Source organism: Streptomyces sp. NPDC048718 (assembly GCF_043198875.1).
Taxonomy (GTDB): Bacteria; Actinomycetota; Actinomycetes; order Streptomycetales; family Streptomycetaceae; genus Streptomyces.
In genome coordinates this window covers 32,386-50,923 of record NZ_JBICVG010000010.1, presented here as the reverse complement: position 1 = coordinate 50,923, position 18,538 = coordinate 32,386, and the positions used below count along the sequence as shown (strand labels likewise).

Annotated in this window: 15 protein-coding genes and 2 tRNA genes; 11 read left to right on the top strand and 6 right to left on the bottom strand. The window is 73.4% G+C overall.

Going from position 1 to position 18,538, the window contains the following annotated elements; translation table 11 throughout:
- Positions 1-29 precede the first annotated feature (29 nt).
- The 3 genes from ACGFRB_RS20225 (at position 30) to ACGFRB_RS20215 (ending at position 1,973) form a co-directional block, all read left to right on the top strand.
- Positions 30-103 (top strand) — tRNA-Ile (locus tag ACGFRB_RS20225).
- 114 nt (positions 104-217) lie between these two features.
- Positions 218-352: a DLW-39 family protein gene (locus ACGFRB_RS20220; protein WP_003958712.1), complete on the top strand. Its 135-nt coding sequence runs from the start codon at positions 218-220 to the stop codon at positions 350-352.
- A gap of 211 nt (positions 353-563) precedes the next feature.
- On the top strand, positions 564-1,973 hold the full coding sequence (locus ACGFRB_RS20215; RefSeq protein ID WP_393244693.1) for a hypothetical protein: 1,410 nt from the start codon (positions 564-566) through the stop codon (positions 1,971-1,973).
- On the opposite strand, the gene ACGFRB_RS20210 is transcribed toward ACGFRB_RS20215, so the two are convergent.
- A complete protein-coding gene (locus tag ACGFRB_RS20210) occupies positions 1,960-3,330 on the bottom strand; it encodes a serine/threonine-protein kinase (protein ID WP_393244691.1) in 1,371 nt (456 codons plus the stop codon). The two genes, ACGFRB_RS20215 and ACGFRB_RS20210, sit on opposite strands and share 14 nt — an antisense overlap.
- A 230-nt stretch (positions 3,331-3,560) precedes the next feature.
- Positions 3,561-4,115, bottom strand: coding sequence for a DNA-binding protein (locus ACGFRB_RS20205; RefSeq protein WP_363003595.1), 555 nt, complete (start codon positions 4,113-4,115; stop codon positions 3,561-3,563).
- A gap of 132 nt (positions 4,116-4,247) precedes the next feature.
- Between ACGFRB_RS20205 and ACGFRB_RS20200 the strand changes: the two genes are divergently transcribed.
- From ACGFRB_RS20200 to ACGFRB_RS20170, 7 genes are all read left to right on the top strand, one after another.
- Positions 4,248-4,320, top strand: a tRNA-Ala gene (locus tag ACGFRB_RS20200).
- A gap of 95 nt (positions 4,321-4,415) precedes the next feature.
- Positions 4,416-4,748 (top strand): hypothetical protein, encoded by a 333-nt coding sequence (locus ACGFRB_RS20195; RefSeq protein WP_393244689.1) that lies wholly within the window; start codon positions 4,416-4,418, stop codon positions 4,746-4,748.
- A complete protein-coding gene (locus ACGFRB_RS20190; protein ID WP_393244687.1) occupies positions 4,730-5,143 on the top strand; it encodes a DNA-binding protein in 414 nt (137 codons plus the stop codon). The genes ACGFRB_RS20195 and ACGFRB_RS20190 overlap by 19 nt, the downstream gene beginning before the upstream one ends.
- Positions 5,144-5,304: 161 nt before the next feature.
- Entirely contained in the window at positions 5,305-6,672 is a 1,368-nt protein-coding gene (locus ACGFRB_RS20185) for an ATP-grasp domain-containing protein (RefSeq protein ID WP_393244685.1), read from the top strand.
- Positions 6,669-7,796 carry a GNAT family N-acetyltransferase gene (locus ACGFRB_RS20180; RefSeq protein WP_393244683.1) on the top strand — a complete coding sequence of 376 codons (1,128 nt, stop codon included), beginning with the start codon at positions 6,669-6,671 and terminating at the stop codon, positions 7,794-7,796. Before ACGFRB_RS20185 ends, ACGFRB_RS20180 begins: the two co-directional genes overlap by 4 nt.
- Positions 7,793-9,646 (top strand): ABC transporter substrate-binding protein, encoded by a 1,854-nt coding sequence (locus tag ACGFRB_RS20175; RefSeq protein ID WP_393244681.1) that lies wholly within the window; start codon positions 7,793-7,795, stop codon positions 9,644-9,646. Before ACGFRB_RS20180 ends, ACGFRB_RS20175 begins: the two co-directional genes overlap by 4 nt.
- 89 nt (positions 9,647-9,735) lie before the next feature.
- Positions 9,736-10,767 (top strand): GNAT family N-acetyltransferase, encoded by a 1,032-nt coding sequence (locus tag ACGFRB_RS20170; protein ID WP_393244679.1) that lies wholly within the window; start codon positions 9,736-9,738, stop codon positions 10,765-10,767.
- Here ACGFRB_RS20170 and ACGFRB_RS20165 read toward each other — a convergent pair.
- On the bottom strand, positions 10,719-11,726 hold the full coding sequence (locus tag ACGFRB_RS20165; RefSeq protein WP_393244677.1) for an EamA family transporter: 1,008 nt from the start codon (positions 11,724-11,726) through the stop codon (positions 10,719-10,721). The genes ACGFRB_RS20170 and ACGFRB_RS20165 overlap by 49 nt on opposite strands.
- The gene (locus tag ACGFRB_RS20160; protein ID WP_393244675.1) at positions 11,723-13,090 is read right to left on the bottom strand and encodes a serine hydrolase; all 1,368 of its coding nucleotides are present in this window, start codon (positions 13,088-13,090) and stop codon (positions 11,723-11,725) included. Before ACGFRB_RS20160 ends, ACGFRB_RS20165 begins: the two co-directional genes overlap by 4 nt.
- Positions 13,091-13,704: 614 nt before the next feature.
- Here ACGFRB_RS20160 and ACGFRB_RS20155 point away from each other — a divergent pair.
- Positions 13,705-15,234: a LysR family transcriptional regulator gene (locus ACGFRB_RS20155; protein WP_393244673.1), complete on the top strand. Its 1,530-nt coding sequence runs from the start codon at positions 13,705-13,707 to the stop codon at positions 15,232-15,234.
- Here the strand turns inward: ACGFRB_RS20155 and ACGFRB_RS20150 are convergent.
- Entirely contained in the window at positions 15,210-16,877 is a 1,668-nt protein-coding gene (locus tag ACGFRB_RS20150) for an ABC transporter substrate-binding protein (RefSeq protein ID WP_393244671.1), read from the bottom strand. The genes ACGFRB_RS20155 and ACGFRB_RS20150 overlap by 25 nt on opposite strands.
- Positions 16,878-17,160: 283 nt before the next feature.
- Entirely contained in the window at positions 17,161-18,378 is a 1,218-nt protein-coding gene (argJ, locus tag ACGFRB_RS20145) for a bifunctional glutamate N-acetyltransferase/amino-acid acetyltransferase ArgJ (RefSeq protein ID WP_393244669.1), read from the bottom strand.
- Between the last annotated feature and the right edge of the window lie 160 nt (positions 18,379-18,538).

The following is an 18,538-nucleotide window of genomic DNA, read 5'->3' as shown; positions in this document are numbered from 1 at the left end:
CGCGCGGGACACACTCCGCAAAGCGCGGCGGGGCTATAGCTCAGTTGGTTAGAGCGCATCCCTGATAAGGATGAGGCCACAGGTTCAAATCCTGTTAGCCCCACAGTATGGATCGGCCCGGACAGTTCACCTGTCCGGGCCGATTGCTTTGTCCACGAGGGCCGGTGTGTAGAGTGGGCGTCAGAATTCCTACGCCTACGAAAGACGAGGTCGCGCGGTGAAGAAGCTTCTCCTGGTCGCACTGGCCGCCATCGGCGGGCTCCTCGTGTACCGCCAGATCCAGGCGGATCGCGCCGAGCAGGATCTGTGGACGGAGGCGACCGACTCCGTGCCCGCAGGTTCGGGTGTGTGAGACGAAGCGTCGTCTGTGAGTGAGGCCCCGGCCGCGAAAGCGGTCGGGGCCTCACTCTGTTTGCGGGGTGGGTCAGGTTCTCGTGTCCTCGCAGGCTGTCCTCGGTGTCCGTGGGGGCTCTCATTCCGGCACCCGCTTCACCCGAGCGAACGCCCGTCCGTATTCCGTGCGTCTGTAGGGTCTCGGGCACGGACACGAGGAGGGGGCGCGTGTGGACAGGCGACGGGGTGGCGGCCGCGGTCGTACGGCGGGAGTGCTGGGCGCGGTGGTGTGCGTCGCGGTGTGCGGGGCGCTCGCGGTGCCGGGCGGGGCGGCGTGGGCGGCCGGTGGTGACGGGGTCAGGGCTGCCGGGGCCCGGGCCGGAGCGGGCGGGCAGGGGTACGCGTTCGAGGCGGACGCCCCGCGGGTGAAGGGCGCCGTCTCGACCCTGGACGCCGAGCGGCTGGAGGACGGCCGGACGTACCGCGACACCCTCGCGAAGGACGGCAAGCTCTACTACCGGGTCGATCTGGACGGCGAGCGGAACGCCTATGCCTCGGTGGTCGCCGTACCGAAGCCGGGCACCGTGGCGACCTTCGCCGACGGCCTCAAGGTGAGCATGCGGGACGGCTCCGGGACGCAGTGCGGCTACCAGAACGAGGGCTTCGGGTCCGGTGACTACGGGCGGCCGATCGTGGCATATGCCGATCGCACCCTGAAGCCCGATTCGAGTACGTGCCGGCGGGCGGGCGCGTACTACGTCCTCGTCGAGCGCTCCTCCAAGGAGGACTCCGACCCGGGCGACTGGGAGCTGGAGATCCGGCTGCGCACCGAGCCGGGGGTGAAGCCGGTCGGTCCGACGAAGCTGCCGGAGGTCTGGGCCTCCGGTACGCCCCAGCCGCCCGCCGGAGGCCCCCGGCGGCGCGACGGCGGCGCGGGGCTGCACGAGGCGGTCTCCCTGGGCCAGGGCGAGTGGCGGACGGATCTGCGGCCCGGCCGGACGGTTTTCTACCGGGTGCCGGTCGACTGGGGCCAGCAGCTCTTCGTCGGCGCCGAGCTGGGCAGCAGCCCGGCCGCGAACACGTACTTCGGCGGTGCGCTCGCGCTCTCCCTGGAGAACCCGGCGTACGGGCACGTCGACGACCGCCAGAGCGGTTACTCCGGCGGCCCGGCGAGCATGACGCTCGACGCGCGGCGGCCGGTCGCCTACGAGAACCGTTTCGCTTCCAACAGCCAAACCAGCGCGATGCGCTTCGCCGGCTGGTACTACCTGTCGGCCACCCTGAGCCCCGGGCTGGCGGAGGCGTACGGGGACGGGCCGCTGCCGCTGACGCTGCGGGTGACCGTCCGGGGGCAGGCCAAGGCCGGGCCCGCCTATCAGGGGGACGCCGGGCCGTTCGCGGTGACCGGCGACGACCGGGACGCGGCCGAGAGCGGGTCGAGCGGGCCGAGTGCGTCCGCGCGGGGGCGCGACGGCACCCTGTGGATCGTCGGCATGGCCGGGATCGGCACCGGGACGGTGCTGCTGCTCGGGCTCGGTGTGTGGTGGGTGTGGGGCCGGCGGTCGGCGGGGGGAGCGGCTGTCGGGACGGGCGCCGGGACGGGCGGGGCGGGTGGTTCCGCCGGGACTATGCCTGGATGAGCGCCCAGATTCCCACGGCGAGGCACACCAGCGCGGTGACGAGGACCGGGACCGCCACCTTGGCCGGAGGGCCGGGGCGGCGCGCCGGAACGGGCGCCGGGGTGAGTGCGGGGGCGTGTGCCGGGGCGTGCGCGGGCGCGGAGAAGGGCGCCATGGGGGTCGGGACCGGGGCCGGTGGTGTGAACGGGGCGGTCGGGGTGGCGGGGCCGTAGGGCGGTCCGTAGGACGCCTGGGGCGTGGCCGGGGGACCGTATCCGGGCGTCGGCGGGGCGTACGCGGGCTGCGGCGCCTGGGGCTGGGGCTGGGACTGAGCCTGGGCGGGTGCCGGGGCCGGCGCGGCGGGCGTGGGAGCGGGCTGCGCGGGGGTGCGGGGCGGGGGCGGCGGCAGATGGAAGCTGCCCGTCTCGGACGGTCCGGGCAGCGGCGCCGCCAGGTCCGGTTCGGGGGCCTCGGGGGCCTCGGGTGCTTCGGGTGCTTCGGGGCCGTCCGGGCCGAAGCCGGCCGGGAGCGGACCGATCTGGTCGAAGATCTCGACCGGGTCCTCGCCGTCGGGACCCGGGTCGGGCAGCAGTTCGGCCGCCGTGTTCAGCGCCTTGCGCGCCCCCGTGGCCGTCCGGAACCGGGCCTGCGGATCGGGCTGGAGCAGCCCCGCGAGCACCTGCCACAGCGGCTCCGCGATGCCCTGCGGGGCGCCCGGGGTGCCGTGGTCGAGGAAGTGGCGGACGAGCGCGTCCGAGTCGGGCTTCGCGCCCTGGAGCAGATAGAGCCCGACCAGACCGACCGCGAACAGGTCGGCCGTGAAGTCCGGTTCGGCGCCCAGCATCTGCTCGGGCGCGAAGTAACCGGGCGTCCCCACCACGTAGTTGGTCTCGGTGAGGCGCGGTTCGCCCTTGCGCATGGAGATGCCGAAGTCGGACAGCCGCAGATGCGGCCGCCCGGTGCCGGTGACCTCCAGCAGAAGGTTCGCCGGCTTGATGTCGCGGTGGACGACCCCCTCCGCGTGCACCGCGGCGAGCCCGGACAGCAGCTGGTCGAGCAGGGTGCACACGAAGCGGGGCGGCAGCGCGCCGTAGTCCCCGATCACGTGCGACAGCGAGCCGCCCGCCACCAGGTCCATGGTGAACAGGACCTTGTCGTCGTCGGCGGCCCAGCTGACCGGGGCGAGGACGTGCGGATGGTCGATCCGCAGCGCCTGTTCGCGCACGAAGCGCAGCAGCGAGTGGGCGTCGCTCCGCTGGAGCACCTTCGCCGCCACGTAACGGCGGCGCCGGTGGTCCCAGGCGCGCCAGACCGCGCCGACCCCGCCGCGGCCGATCGGATCGATCAGCTCGTACCGACCCGCGAAGACCTCACCCATCGCGCTGCGCCCGCTCCCCGTACGTACGTCCGTCTCGGCTGCCGCGACGGACGTGACGGCCGACTGCCCGACTTCGATTCGAACTCGTCTGACGTGCCCGGCCCGGTCCCGTTCGCCCCGCCCGGACGGTCGGACCCGTCCCCGGATCCGGCCGGTCCTGCTCGGCTCGTGCCGGTGGGCCGAGGGCCGGTGGGCCGGTCGGACCCGTCCCCGGATCCGGCCGTCCCGCGTCAGTTCTGGTGCGCCTCGTAGTGGGCGACCGCGTCCGCGGTGCGCCCGGCGCCGTACACCCGGAGGAACTCCGCCAGCTCGGGGTGGACGGGCGCGAGCGAGTCGGCCGCGTCGAGGATGTCGCCGGCGGCGGCCACGGAGCGCAGCAGGGACTGGATCTCGCGGACCACCCGGCGCACGGTCGGCGCCCCGCTCGTCCCGGTGGACTGGCCGTTGGTGCCGGCGGTCAGCACCGAGCCGCCCTGCGACTTCTTGATCTCGTCCATCCGGTCCGCCGCCTCGGCGGCGCTCACGCTGCCGTCCGCGACCTGTCCGGCCAGCTCCTGGAGCGCCTGGACCCGCTGGACCACGGCGGGATTGCCGATCTTGGCCCGCTGGCCGCTCATCAGCTGGGAGAGCATGGGCGCCGACAGGCCGAGCACGGCGGCGAGCCGGGCCTGGTTCAACCCGAGGTCGTCGATCAGCCGGCGGAAGAGCGCGCCGAGCGGCTCCCCGTACCAACTGCGCTGAAGCTCGCGGGCTCTTGCCGTGGCTTCCTGCTGCGCTGTGTCCATGAATGTTTCTCCCCATCCCTTGGGTTCGCCACTGCGAACCCCGGTCAGCATCTTACGGAGAGTGGTCGGATCCGGGGAGTCCCAATCCTTTTGCGGGATACGGGGGGTGACCCGGTACTCTGGTCTCGTTCCGGGGCCTTAGCTCAGTTGGTAGAGCGCTGTCTTTGCATGGCAGATGTCAGGGGTTCGACTCCCCTAGGCTCCACCGGATGACACCTCCCTGACCTGCGTCAATGCTGGTCAGGGAGGTGTTTTGCGTTGCGGCTTTCCGCTTTCCTACTCGTTTGACACAATGGCTCCATGTCCGAGAAGGAGTACAGCGTCGGCGAGGGGCCCGCGGTCCGGGTCAGTCTCTCCCTGCCCGAGGGAACCGCGGAGGCGATCCGGGAACGGGTCGGGAAGCGGGAGTTCTCCGCGTTCATCGCCGCTGCCGTCGAAAGGGAGTTGAGGGGGCAGGTGCTGGACGAGTACCTGGCCGACTACGAGCGCCGCAAGGGGCCGGTGTCCGAGCCAGCGCGGCGGCGGGCGAGGCAGGTGTTCGACGATGCGTTCGACGGGATGCTCGCCGAGGAAGACCGGCCCGCCGAGGACGAGCAGTTCGCCGAGGGCGAGCAGTGGCCCGCCGCAAGCTGAGCCACCAGGGCACCCTGGTTCTGGACAGCGAGGGGCTCTCGCGCCTGCTCGCCGACGACGAGACCGTCGTCGCCCTGGTAGCGGAGGCGCGTTCGCGCGGCATGGAAGTGGTGATCAGCGCGCTCACCATCATCGAGGCCGTGCACACCCGCACGAACAAGGCGCGGCTGGGATGGCTGCTGTCCGGCCTGCGGGTGATTCCGGTGGGTGACGAAGAGGCGAAGGCGGCCTCGGCCTTGCTGATGAGCACCGGCCTGCACGGTCACAAGTACGCCATCGACGCGGCCGTGGCCGAAGCCGCCCTGCGGCAGCAGCGCCCGGTGATCATGCTGACCTCCGACACCGACGACATGAGCAAGCTCTGCGGAGGACAGGTCCGGCTCGTCGCCGTGTGAGACACCCGCCGCGTGCCCGCCGCCGCCGTTCTCCCTATGCGCCTCGCCCGCCGCCTATGCGCTCCGCCGTCTCCTCCGTGACCTCCGGGAGGGCGGCGCGGTCAACTGAGTCCCACTCAAGCGACTCAAGCGACTGCACGGGGATTCTCGGAGGCGGTTCGATGACCACACCCCTGGCCGACTACGCCACGTTCGCGGGCAAGCGGATAGCGATCGTCGAGCACATGCAGAACCATCCCTTCGTCCTGGGCCTGCACCAGGCCCGGGAGAACGGTCTGGAGGTGTGGCTGCTCACCGGGGACCGGAGCTGGTACACCCACGGCCACGACTGGGACTCCCACCCCCTGGCGGCGGCCGTCGACCGGGTGATCGACGTCGACACCACCGACCTGGAGGCCGTCCTCGCCGTCGTCACCGACGACGCCGGCCGGCCGCTGGTCGACGGCCTCACCTCGTTCTCGGACTATCACACGCTGCTCGCCGCGCGGGCGGCCCGGCGGCTCGCTCTGCCCGGGCCCGACCCCGAGGCCGTGGAGACCGCCAACGTCAAGGACCGGCTGCGGGTCGCGCTCGGCGACGTGCCGTACAACATCCCGCACATGCTGGTCTCCAGCGCCGGCGAGCTGGCCGAGGCCGCCCGGCGGCTCGGCTTCCCGATGATCGCCAAGCCGCCGGCCGAGGCGATCAGTTACGGCGTCCGGCGGGTCGACGACATGGCGCAGCTGACCGAGGCGTTCGAGGAACTGACCCGGGTCAGACGCAGCCTGCGCGGTCAGCCGCGCACCGGCGAGGTGCTCCTGGAGACGTACGTCGAAGGGGTCGAGGTCAGTGTCGAGACGATGACCGTCGACGGCCACACCCATGTCTTCGGCGTCACCTCCAAGGACCTGTTCGGCGACCCGGCGTACATCGAGTGCGGGCACACCTTCCCGGTGCCGCTGCCCGACGAGGAGCGCGAGGCGCTGTACGGCGTCGTCCGCGCCACCCTGGACGCGATCGGCTACCGGCACGGGCCCTGCCACACCGAGGTGCGGCGCACCGAGACCGGCTGGCGGGTCATCGAGGCCAACCCGCGCACCCCGTCGAGCTGTATGACGATGCTGGTCACCGATGTCACCGGGCGCAGTCCCATCCTCGACGCGTGGCTCCTCACGATCGGCGAGGTCCCGCCGATCGAGCCCGTCGTCCACCGGGGCGGCGCCGCCGTCCGCATGATCTACCCGGCGCGGCGCGGCACCCTGAAGCGGGTCGACGGCGTCGAGGCGGCCGAGGCGGTGCCCGGCGTGCAGGTGCTGCTGCACGTGGAGAAGGGCGACAAGCTGCTCCAGCGCATGGACAACTCCTCCTGCGTCGGCTTCACCTACTGCACCGGGCCCGACCGGCTGGAGGCGCGGGCGCTGGCCGACAAGGCCGCCGCGTGCCTCGACTTCGTGGTCGAGGAGGACGAGTCCGAAAACGGGGCCTGTGCCGCCGGGGCCGGGGCCGGGGCCGAAAACGGCTCCGGGGCCGCCGGGGCCGGGCGCTCGTGAGCGGCGACGTGCCCGCCGGGGCGCGGGCCGTGGTGGAGCGGGTGCCCGGGGCCGCCGCCCTGGACGCGGCGGGCTGGGCGGAGCTGGCCGGCCCGGAGGACTTCTTCCAGTCCTCGCGCTGGCTCGCCGTACAGGAGAAGAACTCCGGCACCACCATGGACTTCCTGGTCCGCCGCCGGGCCGGCCGGCCGATGGCGGCCCTGGTCACCGCCTGGGCCGACGACACGGTGCCCTGGCTGCTCGCCCGCCCCGACGCGATGCTGGGCAAGGGCGTCGCGGAGGAGGAACCGGAGGCGCTCGCCCGGCTCCGGGACACCGCCGGCGGCGACCCCGCGGGGCTGCTGCCGTCGCTCGTGTGCGGCGGCCGGCACCTGGGCCGTACCCGGCCGCTGACGGCCTCGGGCGCCCTGCCCGAGGACGTGGCGGCCCTGGTCGAGGAGGCCGAGGCGATCGCCCGCGAGCGCGGCGCGGCCACCGTCTGCTTCCCGCACGTCGACGAACGCGACACCGCCCTGATGGAGCTGCTGGCGGCGCGCGGCTACCGCTCGCACCCGTCGGCGCACTACGCCTGGCTGGCCGTGCCACCCGGGGGCTGGGAGCAGTTCCTCGCCGAGATGAGCAAGCACCGGCGCCGCCGGGTGCGCCTGGAGCGCCGGGCCCTGGCCGAGGCGGGCATCGAGACGCGGATCGAGCGGATCACCCCGGAGCTGGTGCCCCGGCTCGGCGAGCTCGACTGCAATCTGCTGCGGAAGTACGGCAATCCCGCCTCGCCCGAGCACTCGGCCGGGATGATCGGCTGGATCGGCGAGGTCATGGGCGACGACGCGATGGTGTCGGTGGCCCGCAAGGACGGGGTGCCGATCGGCTTCGGCATGGTGCTGCGCTCGCGCGCCCGGGGCCGGGAGGAGTGGTTCGGCCACCGGGCCGGCTTCGACTACGAGGCCCAGGGCAAGCTGCCGCTCTATTACGACGTCCTGTACTACCGGGTCATGGAGGCCGCCGCCGAGAGGGGCGTGCCCGTGCTGCACGCCGGGATCGGCAGCGTCGAGGCCAAGCTCGCGCGCGGCTGTCTCGCCGCCCGGGAACATTCCTTTCTCCTCCGACTGGAGAGGTCCTCGCGATGAGTGCACCGAGTGTGCCGAGCACGCCGAGCACGCCGGGCGGGCCGGGTGCGTCGGGCCTGCCGGATGTGCCGAGCCTGCCGTACGTCCAGGGGCTGCCGACTCCCGGCCTCGGCCCCGGCTGGAACGCCGGTACCGGAGCCCTGGTCAACCCGTCCGGCCGGCGCGGCGGAACGCTGCGCCTGGTCTCGTCCGCCGATGTCGACTCGCTCGACCCGGCCCGTACCTACTACGTGTGGGTGTGGCTGCTCCAGCGGATGCTCAACCGGACCCTCATGGCCTATCCGACCGACCCCGGCCCCGCCGGGCTCGTCCCGGTCCCGGACCTCGCCGAGGGCCCGGCCGAGGTCGCGGACGGCGGCCGGACCTGGACGTACCGGCTGCGGCCGGGGCTGCGTTACGACGACGGCAGCCCGATCACGGCCGCCGACGTCCGGCACGCCGTCCTGCGGATCTTCGCGCAGGACGTACTGCCGGGCGGGCCGACGTACCTGGTCCCGCTGCTCGACGACCCGGACCGGCCCTACCCGGGGCCGTACCGCGGCGACAAGCCGCTGCGGTCGGTCGAAGTACACGGCGAGCACACGATCGTGTTCCGCCTGAACCGGCCCTTCTCCGACTTCGACCATCTGATGGCGCAGCCGTGCACCGCCCCGGTGCCACAGCGCGCCGACACCGGCGCCCGTTACGGCGAGGCACCGCTGTCCAGCGGGCCCTACCGGGTCGCGGAACACCGGCCCGGCGCCCGGCTGACGCTGGAACGCAACCCGTACTGGGACCGGGCGACGGACCCGCTGCGGCCGGCGCTGCCGGACCGGGTGGAGCTCGCCATCGGGGTGGACGTCGACGAGCTCGACACCCGCCTGATCGACGGCGAGTTCGACATCAACCTGGAGGGCCGGGGACTCCAGCACGCCGCCCAGCACCGGGTCGCGAAGGACGACGTCCTGCGCTCGCACACCGACAACCCGCGCACCAGCTTCCTGCACTTCGTCGCCGTCCAGCCGCACATTCCGCCGTTCGGCGACGTCCACGCGCGCAGGGCCGTGCACTACGCGGCGGACCGGATCCTCCTCCAGGAGGCCCGCGGCGGTCCCGTCACCGGCGGGGACCTGACCTCGGCCCTGTTCCCGCCGCGGCTGCCCGCGCACCAGGACCTCGACCCGTACCCGGCCGGTCCGGATCTGCGCGGCGATCTGGCGGCGGCCCGGGCCGAACTCGCGGCGGCGGGAATGCCGGACGGCTTCGAGGCGGTGATCGGCACCCAGCGCGGGAAGTTCCGGATGGTCGCCGACGCGCTCGCCGAGTCGGTGGCCCGGGTCGGCATCCGGCTGACGGTCAAGGAACTCGACGTGGCCACGTACTTCCGGCTCGGCGCCGGACACCCCGGTACGGTCCGCGAGCACGGGCTCGGGCTGATCGTCACCGACTGGGGCGCGGACTTCCCCACCGAGTACGGCTTCCTCGCGCCTCTGGTGGACGGCCGGCAGATCAAGCGCAACGGGGGCAACTGGAACCTGCCCGAACTCGACGACCCCGTGGTCAACGGGCTGATCGACCGGACCCTGCACAGCACCGACCCCGCCGAACGCACCCGCCTCTGGCGGGAGGTGGAGCGCCGGGTCATGGACCACGCCGTGCTGCTGCCGCTCGTGCACGACAAGACGCTGCACTTCCGCAATCCCTGGGTCACCAACGTCTACGTCCACCCGGCCTTCGGGCTCTACGACATCCAGGCGATGGGCCTTGCCGCCGACGCGCCGTCCGGCTTTGGAGCCGGTGCGGGCTGCGGTTCGGGTTCTGGCTGCGGCTGCTGCTCCGGTTCTGGTTCCGGCTGCGGCTGCGGCTCGTAGGGCCTCCGTATCCCCGTATCCCCGTATCCCCGTACCTCCGCGCCCCCGTACCCCCCCCGTGACCCGTACGAAGACACGAAGGACACCGTATGAACGACGCCGCTCACGAACCGCCGTACGACCTGGAGTTCGTCCCGCTCAGCGCCGACGACGACGAGACGGCCGGGCAGTGGCTCGACCTGGTGGCCGTGACCGCCGCCACCGGACCGCGCTCCGCCCCGCCCTGCAACGTCGACCTGATCGGCTCGCTGCGGTTCGCCCCGCCCGCCACCCTCCTGGACGACTGGGTGGTCCGCAGCGGCGGCCGGCTGGTCGGCGCGCTGCGCCTCGCGCTGCCCGAGGGCGCGCCGTCGGCCCGGGTGGACCAGCTGATCGTCCATCCGGGGGCACGCCGCCGGGGCATCGGCCGGGCGCTGTACGCGCACGCGGTACGCCTCGCCCGCAAGCACGGGCGGACGGTGCTCACCGGCATGGTCGTGGAGAGCCTGCCCTCCGGTCCGCGGCGGGACCCGGGAGCGGCCGCCTTCGCCGACGCCGTGGGCGCGCGCCGCTCCGGGATCCCGGCCGGGCTGCACCAGTGGCTGGACCTCGGCCGGACCGATCCGCTGGCGGCCGGGGTGCCCGCCGTACCGGCCGGGTACGCCCTGGTCACCTGGGGGACCCGGACCCCGGACGAGTACGCCGTGCAGGTGTCCCGGCTCGAACTGTCGCTCGGGGACGAGCCGGCGGACGCGGCCGAGACGGACGTCCGCACCAGCTATGCCCGGCAGTTCGAGACGATGCGGATCGGCCGGGGGCGGCGGGCCCATCACACCGGGGTGGTCCACGAGGCGAGCGGTGTCCTCGCCGGGTACACCAGCGTGTCCAAGACGACGGGCAACCCGGCGTACGCCCTCCAGGGCATGACGGTGGTGCACCGCGACCACCGCGGCCACCGGCTCGGCATGCTCCTGAAGCTGGCCAATCTGGCCCAGGTGCTGCGCCACGAGCCGGAGGTGCGGTTCCTGGAGACGGCGAACGCCGAGGACAACCACCCGATGATCGCGCTCAACGAGGCGATGGGGTTCGAGCCCTACGACCGCTGGGTCTTCTGGGCCGGGGACGCCGGCGCGGAGGACTGACCGGGGGCGGGTGGGATGGCGGGGACGTCGGGGGCCGGGACCGGGGGGACCGGCTCCGGTTCCCCGGCCGGGTCCCCGGCCCGGTCGGCCGGCCGGGGGCGGCGGGCCGTGCTGCCCACCAGGACACCGGCGACGATCGCCGCACTGGCCACCGCCGACGAGGCCGAGAGACGTTCGTCGAGGAAGATCCAGGACACCGCGACGCCGACGACCGGCACCAGCATGGAGAACGGGGCGACCGTCCCGGCCTCGTACCGCTTCAGCAGGATCGTCCAGATGCCCGCGCCGACCACCGACCCGGCCAGCGCGGCGTACAGCAGCGCCACGAGGCCGGGCACCCCCTCGGTGGAGAACGAGGCGCCGAACGCTCGCCAGCCGGTCGTCGGGCCCTCCAGGATCGCGGAGAGCGCGAGCAGCGGCAGCGGCGGTACCACCGACATCCACAGGGCGAACCGCAGCGGATGGTCGGGCCGGGCCTTGCGGCCCGCGATGTTGCCGAGCGCCCAGCCGAGTGCGGCCAGCAGGGTCAGCACCAGCGGCAGCAGCGCGGCGCCCCGGGCGCGTTCGACCGCGATGGCGGTCAGGCCGGCCGCGGCGAGCACGATCCCGACGACCTGACGCCCGGTGACCCGCTCGCCGAGCAGCAGCCCGAGCAGCACGGTGAACGGCGCCGAGGCCTCCACCACCACCGACGCCTGCCCGGCCGGCATGCCCTGGTCCATCGCCAGGAACAGCAGCCCGAACTGCAGGACTCCGTAGCCCAGTCCGTACAGCACCAGCCAGCGCACCTTGACCTTCGGCCAGGGCACGAACAGGACGACCGGCACGGCGAGCACCACGAACCGCAGCGCCGACATGAACACCGGCGGGTAGTGGTCGAGCCCGACGCGCACCGCGAGGTAGTTCAGGCCCCACACCACGGCGACCAGGACGGCGAGCAGCCGGTCCCGGGCGCTCATCGGGTCACCGCCGACAGCAGACCGGACTCGGCGATCCGCCGGCCGATCCCGCGCAGGAACAGACCGTCGCCGATCGTCTTCTGCTCGTCGGCGGACTGCCGCAGCACCAGGACCCATGCCTCGCCGCCGGCGTCCTCGAAGAGCCAGGCGTACATCATCACTCCGGGGCTTGAGCCGGCTTTGAAGTAGACCCGCGACCAGCGGTCACGGTCCACCGGCAGCCCGGGGTTGGCGGTGAGGATCCGCTCCGCGGTGCCGGTGGTGTCGCGCGCGCTGTCCCGCCGCAGCCCGTCGAGGACCCGCAGGACGTCATAGGCGTTCATGAACCAGTCGAGGCCCGTCCGGTGCACCGTCTCGCCCAGGTCGGCCAGTCCCACCGTGAGGGGTCCGTCGATCTCGCGCAGCAGCGCGCGCCGTCCGGCCTCGTCCCGCCGCGCCCACTCGGCGAGCCGCGCCGGGTCGCCCCAGCCCAGCTCGAAGAACTCGCGGCTGGTCAGGAAGGGGCGCAGGAGGGCGGGGTCGTGGTGCCCGGCGTCCGCCAGGGAGTCCTCCACGGCTCGGCGGCCCAGCAGTTCCAGGATCAGGTCGGCGGCGGTGTTGTCGCTGATCGCGATCATCTTGGTCGCGGTCTCGCGGACCGACACCCGTGTCCCGTCGGGCAGTTCCTGCATGTCGCCGGTGGGCAGGCTGCGCGACTCGGGGCGGACGACGACCTCGTCGTCCCAGCTCACCCGGCCCTCCTCGACGGCCCTCAGGAGCGCGCGCAGGAGGAAGAGCTTGTACGCCGAGCCGGTGGGCATCGACAGGCCGGCGGCCGACTCGTGGAGTATCTCGGGGCCGGCGGGGCTGGCGGGGCTGTCGGGTTTGGCGGGGGCGAGCCGCGCGGCGAGTACGGAGTGCCGGATCCCGGGAGTGCGCAGCGCGTCCTCCACCTCGGCCCAGGTGCTCACGTACGGGATCACGGTCTCGGGCCGGAGGGTGAACAGGCGGACGAGGCCGGTGGAGTCCAGGGTCAGCGACAGGGTGTGGCGGGCGCCGCAGGCACCGGCGAGGACGATCCATGCCTTGTGGGCGACGGGCTCGTACTCCTCGACCGTGAACGGCCCCTGCTCCCGCCACTCCCGGAGCCGTACGAGGAAGTCGCCCGGCGTACGGCCGGGGGTGGGGGGCACGAAGCGCGCGGCGACCGCGTCCTCGGCGGGCGGGACGGGGGCCGTCAGCAGGTCCACGGCCCAGCGGGACGCCTCGCCCAGGGGGGAGCGGTCGGTGGCGAGCGCCGCGCGGGCCCGGTCGGAGGAGTGGGCCTGGTGGGCGCGGTCGGACGGGTGGGCCGAGGGGGGAGGGGAACCGGCGACGTCCTGCATCAGCGCTCCTTGTCGTAGGTGGTGGTGCTGTGCGGTGCGGTTCTGTGGCGCGCCCGGGCACGGCCAATCTGCCGGACCCGCGCGGGCCGTGGCCGGGCCCGGCGGCCGGTCGCATAACCAGGCGGGGACGGTCATAACCGAAAAAACCCCAGGGGGCCGTCCGCTTCGTATTCCCTGGTGCTCTGACGCGCCGGTTCCCCGGAAACCGGAAAACCCGTACACGGGCCGGCGGGGAGATCCGGTTCCGGCCGACCGGCCAGGCGCGACCGGCCATGACCGGCCAGGACCGGCCACGATCGAGCCCCCGTCCCCAGGCGCCTCCGACCCCAGGCGCCCCGGACCCCAGGCGCCGGACCCCGGGCCCCGGCGAACAAAACCGGCCTATCCCGAGCGAACAGGACGGGCCGGGACCGGCCAGGCCCGGGCGGTCGGATCCAGCCGGTCCTGTGCGCTATCGGCCCGATCTCCGCGCGCTCTCGGCGCCCCGCGGCGAGGAGCGCCAGAAGAGAACCGCCTGCCTATGATCGGCTCCGTCATTCCGGACCGGTAAAAGGCAAGGTCAAAAGCAAAAGTAATTCGGCGGCGGTCATTCTTCGGAGAAAAGGGATTCGAAATTGTCTCTCGGGGTGGAGTGGATGCAGGTCGCCGACGGAACGGAATTCCCGGTGTCGTTCAGCCGGACCGACCTGTCGTTGCTGGCCGCGGTGGGACAGTACGGGGACCTCACGGAGGTCGCCCGGCACGCCGGCGTCCGGCACGGCACCGTGGACCGCCGCCTCGAACGGCTCGACCGGGCGGTCGGCGCCCCGCTCACCCTGCGCGGCCGGCACACCGCCCGGCTCACGTCGGCGGGTTCGCGGATGCTGGTCGCCGGACGCCGTTTCTTCCGCCGGATCGACCACGCCGCCCGGACCCAGCTCCTCGGCCACGGCGCCGAGGCCGTCGTCGCCCCGGAGATCCTCTCCCTCGCGACCACCACACCGCTCCTGGAGGAGATGGTGGAGGAGGCCGCGACCGCGCTCGGGCTGCTGCTCTCGGTCCGCCGCGAGGAGCCGCACCGGGTCGCGGGCCAGCTCGCGGACTACCTCGCCGACGCGGCGTACACCTGGAGCACCGGCGGCGCCGAGGCGCCGCGCCACGCGCTGGAACGGCCGACGCGCGCCCAGCATGTCCTCGACGACCCGCTGTGGGTGATCCTTCCGGAGGACCATCCGCTGGCCGCCCGGCCGGTGCTCTCGCTCGCCGAACTGCGCGACGAGGCATGGGTGTCGGAGTCCGGGCCCGGCTCGGAGGCCCTGGTGGCCCGGATCTTCCACGCGGCCGGTCTGCCGGCGCCCGCGCGGCTCCAGGTCGCCGACGCCTCGGTGGTCCGCGGCATCCTGGGCCGCGGTGACGCCGTCGGGCTCGGCTCCCCCACCCATCCGGCCGTGCACGCCTCCTGGCTGGTGCGCCGCTCGCTCGTCGAGCGCCCGAGCCGCACGGCGAGCCTGCTCGTCGATCCGTCGGTCGTCCCGCCGGAGCTGGCCGGCCGGCTGGCCGCGCTGATCGCCCGGGGACATCTGCGCCGGTTCGCGGCCCGTCAGCGCGATCTGCTCGCCGACCCCTGGTGGGCGGACTGGCACACCGAGCAGACCCGCAGACACGCTGATCCGGCGGCGGCCGGGGCCGGGGGAAGACCCGGTACGAGAGCCGGAGCGAGAGCCGAGGCGGGGCTTGGAGCGGGGCCCGACGCCCTTCACGGCCTCGTCCCCGCCACAGGCCCCGCCTCCGCTTCCGCCTCCGCCCCCGTCACCGGGCGTCAGCTCGACATCGAGGATCTGCACCTCCTGCGCGCGGTGGCCCGGCACGGCAGCATCAACCGGGCGGCCGCCGTGCTGTCCATCAGCCAGTCCGCCCTGACCCGCCGCATCCACCGCCTGGAACAGGCGCTCGGCGCGCGGCTGCTTCTGCGCAGTCCCCGGGGCACCAGCCTGACCGGCCCCACCCGCCGCTTCCTGCGCCTTCTCGACGGGTACGAGGCCGATCTGCGCGCGGCCGCCGTCTCCTGCCGCGGCGCGGCCGGTCCGGCGCTGCCCCGCGCCGGCCGGCCCGTGGGCCGGGGCCGGCCGGCGGCGGGTGCTCAGCTCGCGCCCAGCGCCACGTAGTCGTACATCCCGAAGGAGCCGGTGACGTAGACGTTGCGGGCGCCCGGGTGCCGGTAGAGCAGGGAACGCGGGTAGAGGTACGGCACGATGACCGCGTGCTCCATGGTGAGCCGGTCGACCTGGTGCCAGATCTCCGCGCGCCGCACCGGGTCGGCGCAGGTCGCGCCCTCGTCGAGCAGCGCGTTGATCTCCGGGTCGTCCAGCTCGCCCATGTTCTGGTTGCCGCGCTCCTTGATCGCCCGTCCGTCGACGATCTGCTGGAGGAAGCCGTAGCCGTCGGGGAAGTCGGCGCCCCAGCCGAACATGACGATCCCGATGCCGTGGTCGCGCAGGTACGCGGGACAGCCGCCGTAGCGGTCGAAGTAGTCGCCCGACGGGAAGTCGAGCACCTCGGCCTCGATGCCGACCCGGGCGAGGCCGGCGGCCAGCGCCTCGGCGGCCCGGTACTCCTTGAGCCGGTCCTTGCGGGCCGCGATCTTCGTCCGGAAGCCGTCCGGCATCCCGGCCGCCTTCAGTTCGGCGCGGGCGGCGTCCAGGTCGCCGGTGGCGTCGGGGCCGACCGGGTAGCGGTCGAAGGGCCGGTGGCCGTCGAGGGTCGGCGGCAGCAGCGTCGTCGCGACGTCGCCGCCCACCGGGCCGCCGTAGGCGAGCTGCATGGCCGCCTTGTCGGTGGCGAACTGGACGGCGCGGCGCGCGTGCACGTTGTCGAACGGCGCGATGCGGCTCGACAGACAGTAGATCCAGGTGAAGCCGGTGAGCGGGTTGTCGGCCTGGGCGCGCAGCGCCGGGTCGGCGAGGATCCGCTCCTGGGTGGAGGGCTGTACGCCGAAGCCGGCCAGGTCGATGTGGGCCTCGCCGGCCAGCAGCATCCGGTCGACCTCGTGCGGGTCCTTGCCGAGGTGCACCTCGATCCGCTCGGCCCGCCGGACCCGGACCGGGTCGGTCGCCGGGTCCCAGTGCGGGTTGGGTTCGAGGACGCAGAGTTCGCCGCGGGTGTAGGAGGCGACCCGGTAGGGGCCGGTGGCCACGGGGGCGAGCCGGTAGGCGGCGCCGGTGTCCCGGCCGCGCGGCACCGGGGTGGTCGACGGCATGGTCGCGAGCAGGTCGAGACCGGCGAAGGGCTCCTTCAGCCGGAAGACCAGGGTGCGTTCGTCGGGGGTCTGCAGGGTCACCGGTCCGTCGGCGTCCGGCTCCCGCCAGGGGCCGCCGTAGTCGGTGCCGAGCAGATGCCGGAAGTAGGTGGGCCCGGCGCCCAGCACGTCGGTGCCGTAATTGCTGCGGGCGATGGCGTACTTGACGTCGGCCGAGGTGACCGGGGTGCCGTCCTCGTAACGCAGGCCGGGGCGCAGCCGGTACGTCCACACCCGGCCCCCCTCGGAGGACTCGCCCAGGGCTTCGGCGAGGTCGGGCACGAGCCGCTGGCCCGCCTTGCCCGGCGCGGTGTCGAAGGTGACCAGGGTCCGCCCGACGAGCCGGAGGAAGTTCCAGGTGTACGCGTAGTAGGTGTTGCCGGGGTCCAGGGAGTCGAAGTCGTCCGTACGGACCAGCCGGAGTGTGCCGCCCGGCGTGTCGGTCGGCCCGGCCACGCCCCGTACGGCGGCGTCGAATCCCTCGTCCGCGGTCATCGACCGTTCGGTCTCCATGGTCCTCCAGCCCTCGTCGCGGATGCCGTCGGTCCCATGCTCCGGGGGCGGGCGGCGGGGAGGGGTGGACCGGGAGGGCGTACGCATAGCCGGGCGCCGCTCGGCATATCCGGCGGGGGACGGTCGTACGGGCCCGGCGCGGGGTGGCATATGCCGTGACGGTCGTACGGCGCGGCCGTACGGAGCGTTCGTACGAAGCCGCCCCGGGCAGGCATATGCCTACCCGGGGCGACCGAGGGGACCGGGGCGGCCGGGGCTCGCACCGATCACTTCTTTGTGAACCTCAGGTCGTGTACTCCGAGTTGAGCCGCACGTACCCCTCGGTCAGATCGCAGCCGTAGACGGTGAACGCGCCGTCCGCGATGCCCAGGTCGATGCCGATGACCACCTCGTCGCCACGCAGATGCGCGGTGACGGCGGCCAGCAGCGCCTCCTCCGTCCCCTCGTCGCCGGTGCCGTCAGTGCCGGCCTCGGTGTACGCGTCGGGGGCGGGCTCCGGGTAGACCTCGACGTCGCCGAAGCGGATCGCGACCCGGTCCTGGTCGATGTCGGTGTCGTCGGAGCACTTGCCGATCGCCATGGCGACCCGGCCCCAGTTGGGGTCGCAGCCGTGCACCGCGGTCTTCACCAGCGGGGAGTTGACGACCGTCTTGCCGACCCGCTTGGCCTGGGCGGTGTCCAGGGCGCCGGTGACCCGCACCTCGATGAGCTTGGTGGCGCCCTCGCCGTCGCTCGCGATGTCCTTCACCAGGGCGAGCGCGGCGGTGTGCAGGGCCTCTTCGAACGTCTCCGGGTCGACGTCGCCGGCCAGCCCGTTGGCGAACAGCGCCGCCGTGTCGCTGGTGGAGGTGTCGGTGTCGATGCTGACCGCGTTGAACGTCCGGTCCATCACCCGCCGGAAGATCCGGTCCTGCTCCGCCGGGTCCAGCCGGGCGTCGGTGGCGAAAAAGGTCAGGAGCGTCGCCATGTCGGGCTCCATCATCCCGACGCCCTTGGCGATGCCGACGAGGGTGGCCTCGCCGACCCGCAGCCGGATGACCTTGTGGCGGGTGTCGGTGGTCATGATGGCGCGCGCGGCCCGCTCGAAGCCGCCGTCCGGGAAGGGGAGCGCGAGCGACTTGAGGTGCTCCCGGACCTTCTCCATCGGATACTGACGGCCGATCACCCCCGTGGAGGCGATGAGGAGTTCGTCCTCGGGAACGCCGAGAGTGCGGGCGACGGACTCGCGCACCTCGCGCGCGTCGGCCTCGCCCTGGCGCCCGGTGGCGACATTGGCGTTGCGGGCGAGCACGACGACGCCGCGGGCCTGTCCGTCCGCCGCGGCGGCGCGGCTCAGCACCACGCTGGGGCCGGCGAAACGGGAGCGGGTGAAGACCGCGCTCACGGTGGCCGGGACGGTGGAGGCGAGCACGGTGAAGTCGTCCCGGCCGTCGTCGGCGAGTCCGGCGGGAGCCGTGTGGACGACGAAACCGCGCGGTTCGCGGGAAGTGGTGTCGGGCATGTGGCGTCTCCTGTCGAGCGGGGGCGGCTGCGGGCGACAGGGGGTGACCGGCGGGGCCGGTTGTCACCCCAGGATGCATCACTTTCAGTAAGTCAGTATATTCATGCAGCACCCCGCGCAAACGCCCCGCCACCCGAAAAGGTGGCGGGGCGCGGGCGTC

Coding starts and splice junctions, on each gene's coding strand:
- ACGFRB_RS20210 (WP_393244691.1), bottom strand. CDS start 3,330: ATGGGTGAGGTCTTCGCGGGTCGGTACGAGCTGATCGATCCGATCGGC.
- ACGFRB_RS20205 (WP_363003595.1), bottom strand. CDS start 4,115: ATGGACACAGCGCAGCAGGAAGCCACGGCAAGAGCCCGCGAGCTTCAG.
- ACGFRB_RS20195 (WP_393244689.1), top strand. CDS start 4,416: ATGTCCGAGAAGGAGTACAGCGTCGGCGAGGGGCCCGCGGTCCGGGTC.
- ACGFRB_RS20185 (WP_393244685.1), top strand. CDS start 5,305: ATGACCACACCCCTGGCCGACTACGCCACGTTCGCGGGCAAGCGGATA.
- ACGFRB_RS20175 (WP_393244681.1), top strand. CDS start 7,793: ATGAGTGCACCGAGTGTGCCGAGCACGCCGAGCACGCCGGGCGGGCCG.
- ACGFRB_RS20170 (WP_393244679.1), top strand. CDS start 9,736: ATGAACGACGCCGCTCACGAACCGCCGTACGACCTGGAGTTCGTCCCG.
- ACGFRB_RS20165 (WP_393244677.1), bottom strand. CDS start 11,726: ATGAGCGCCCGGGACCGGCTGCTCGCCGTCCTGGTCGCCGTGGTGTGG.
- ACGFRB_RS20160 (WP_393244675.1), bottom strand. CDS start 13,090: ATGCAGGACGTCGCCGGTTCCCCTCCCCCCTCGGCCCACCCGTCCGAC.
- ACGFRB_RS20150 (WP_393244671.1), bottom strand. CDS start 16,877: ATGGAGACCGAACGGTCGATGACCGCGGACGAGGGATTCGACGCCGCC.
- argJ (WP_393244669.1), bottom strand. CDS start 18,378: ATGCCCGACACCACTTCCCGCGAACCGCGCGGTTTCGTCGTCCACACG.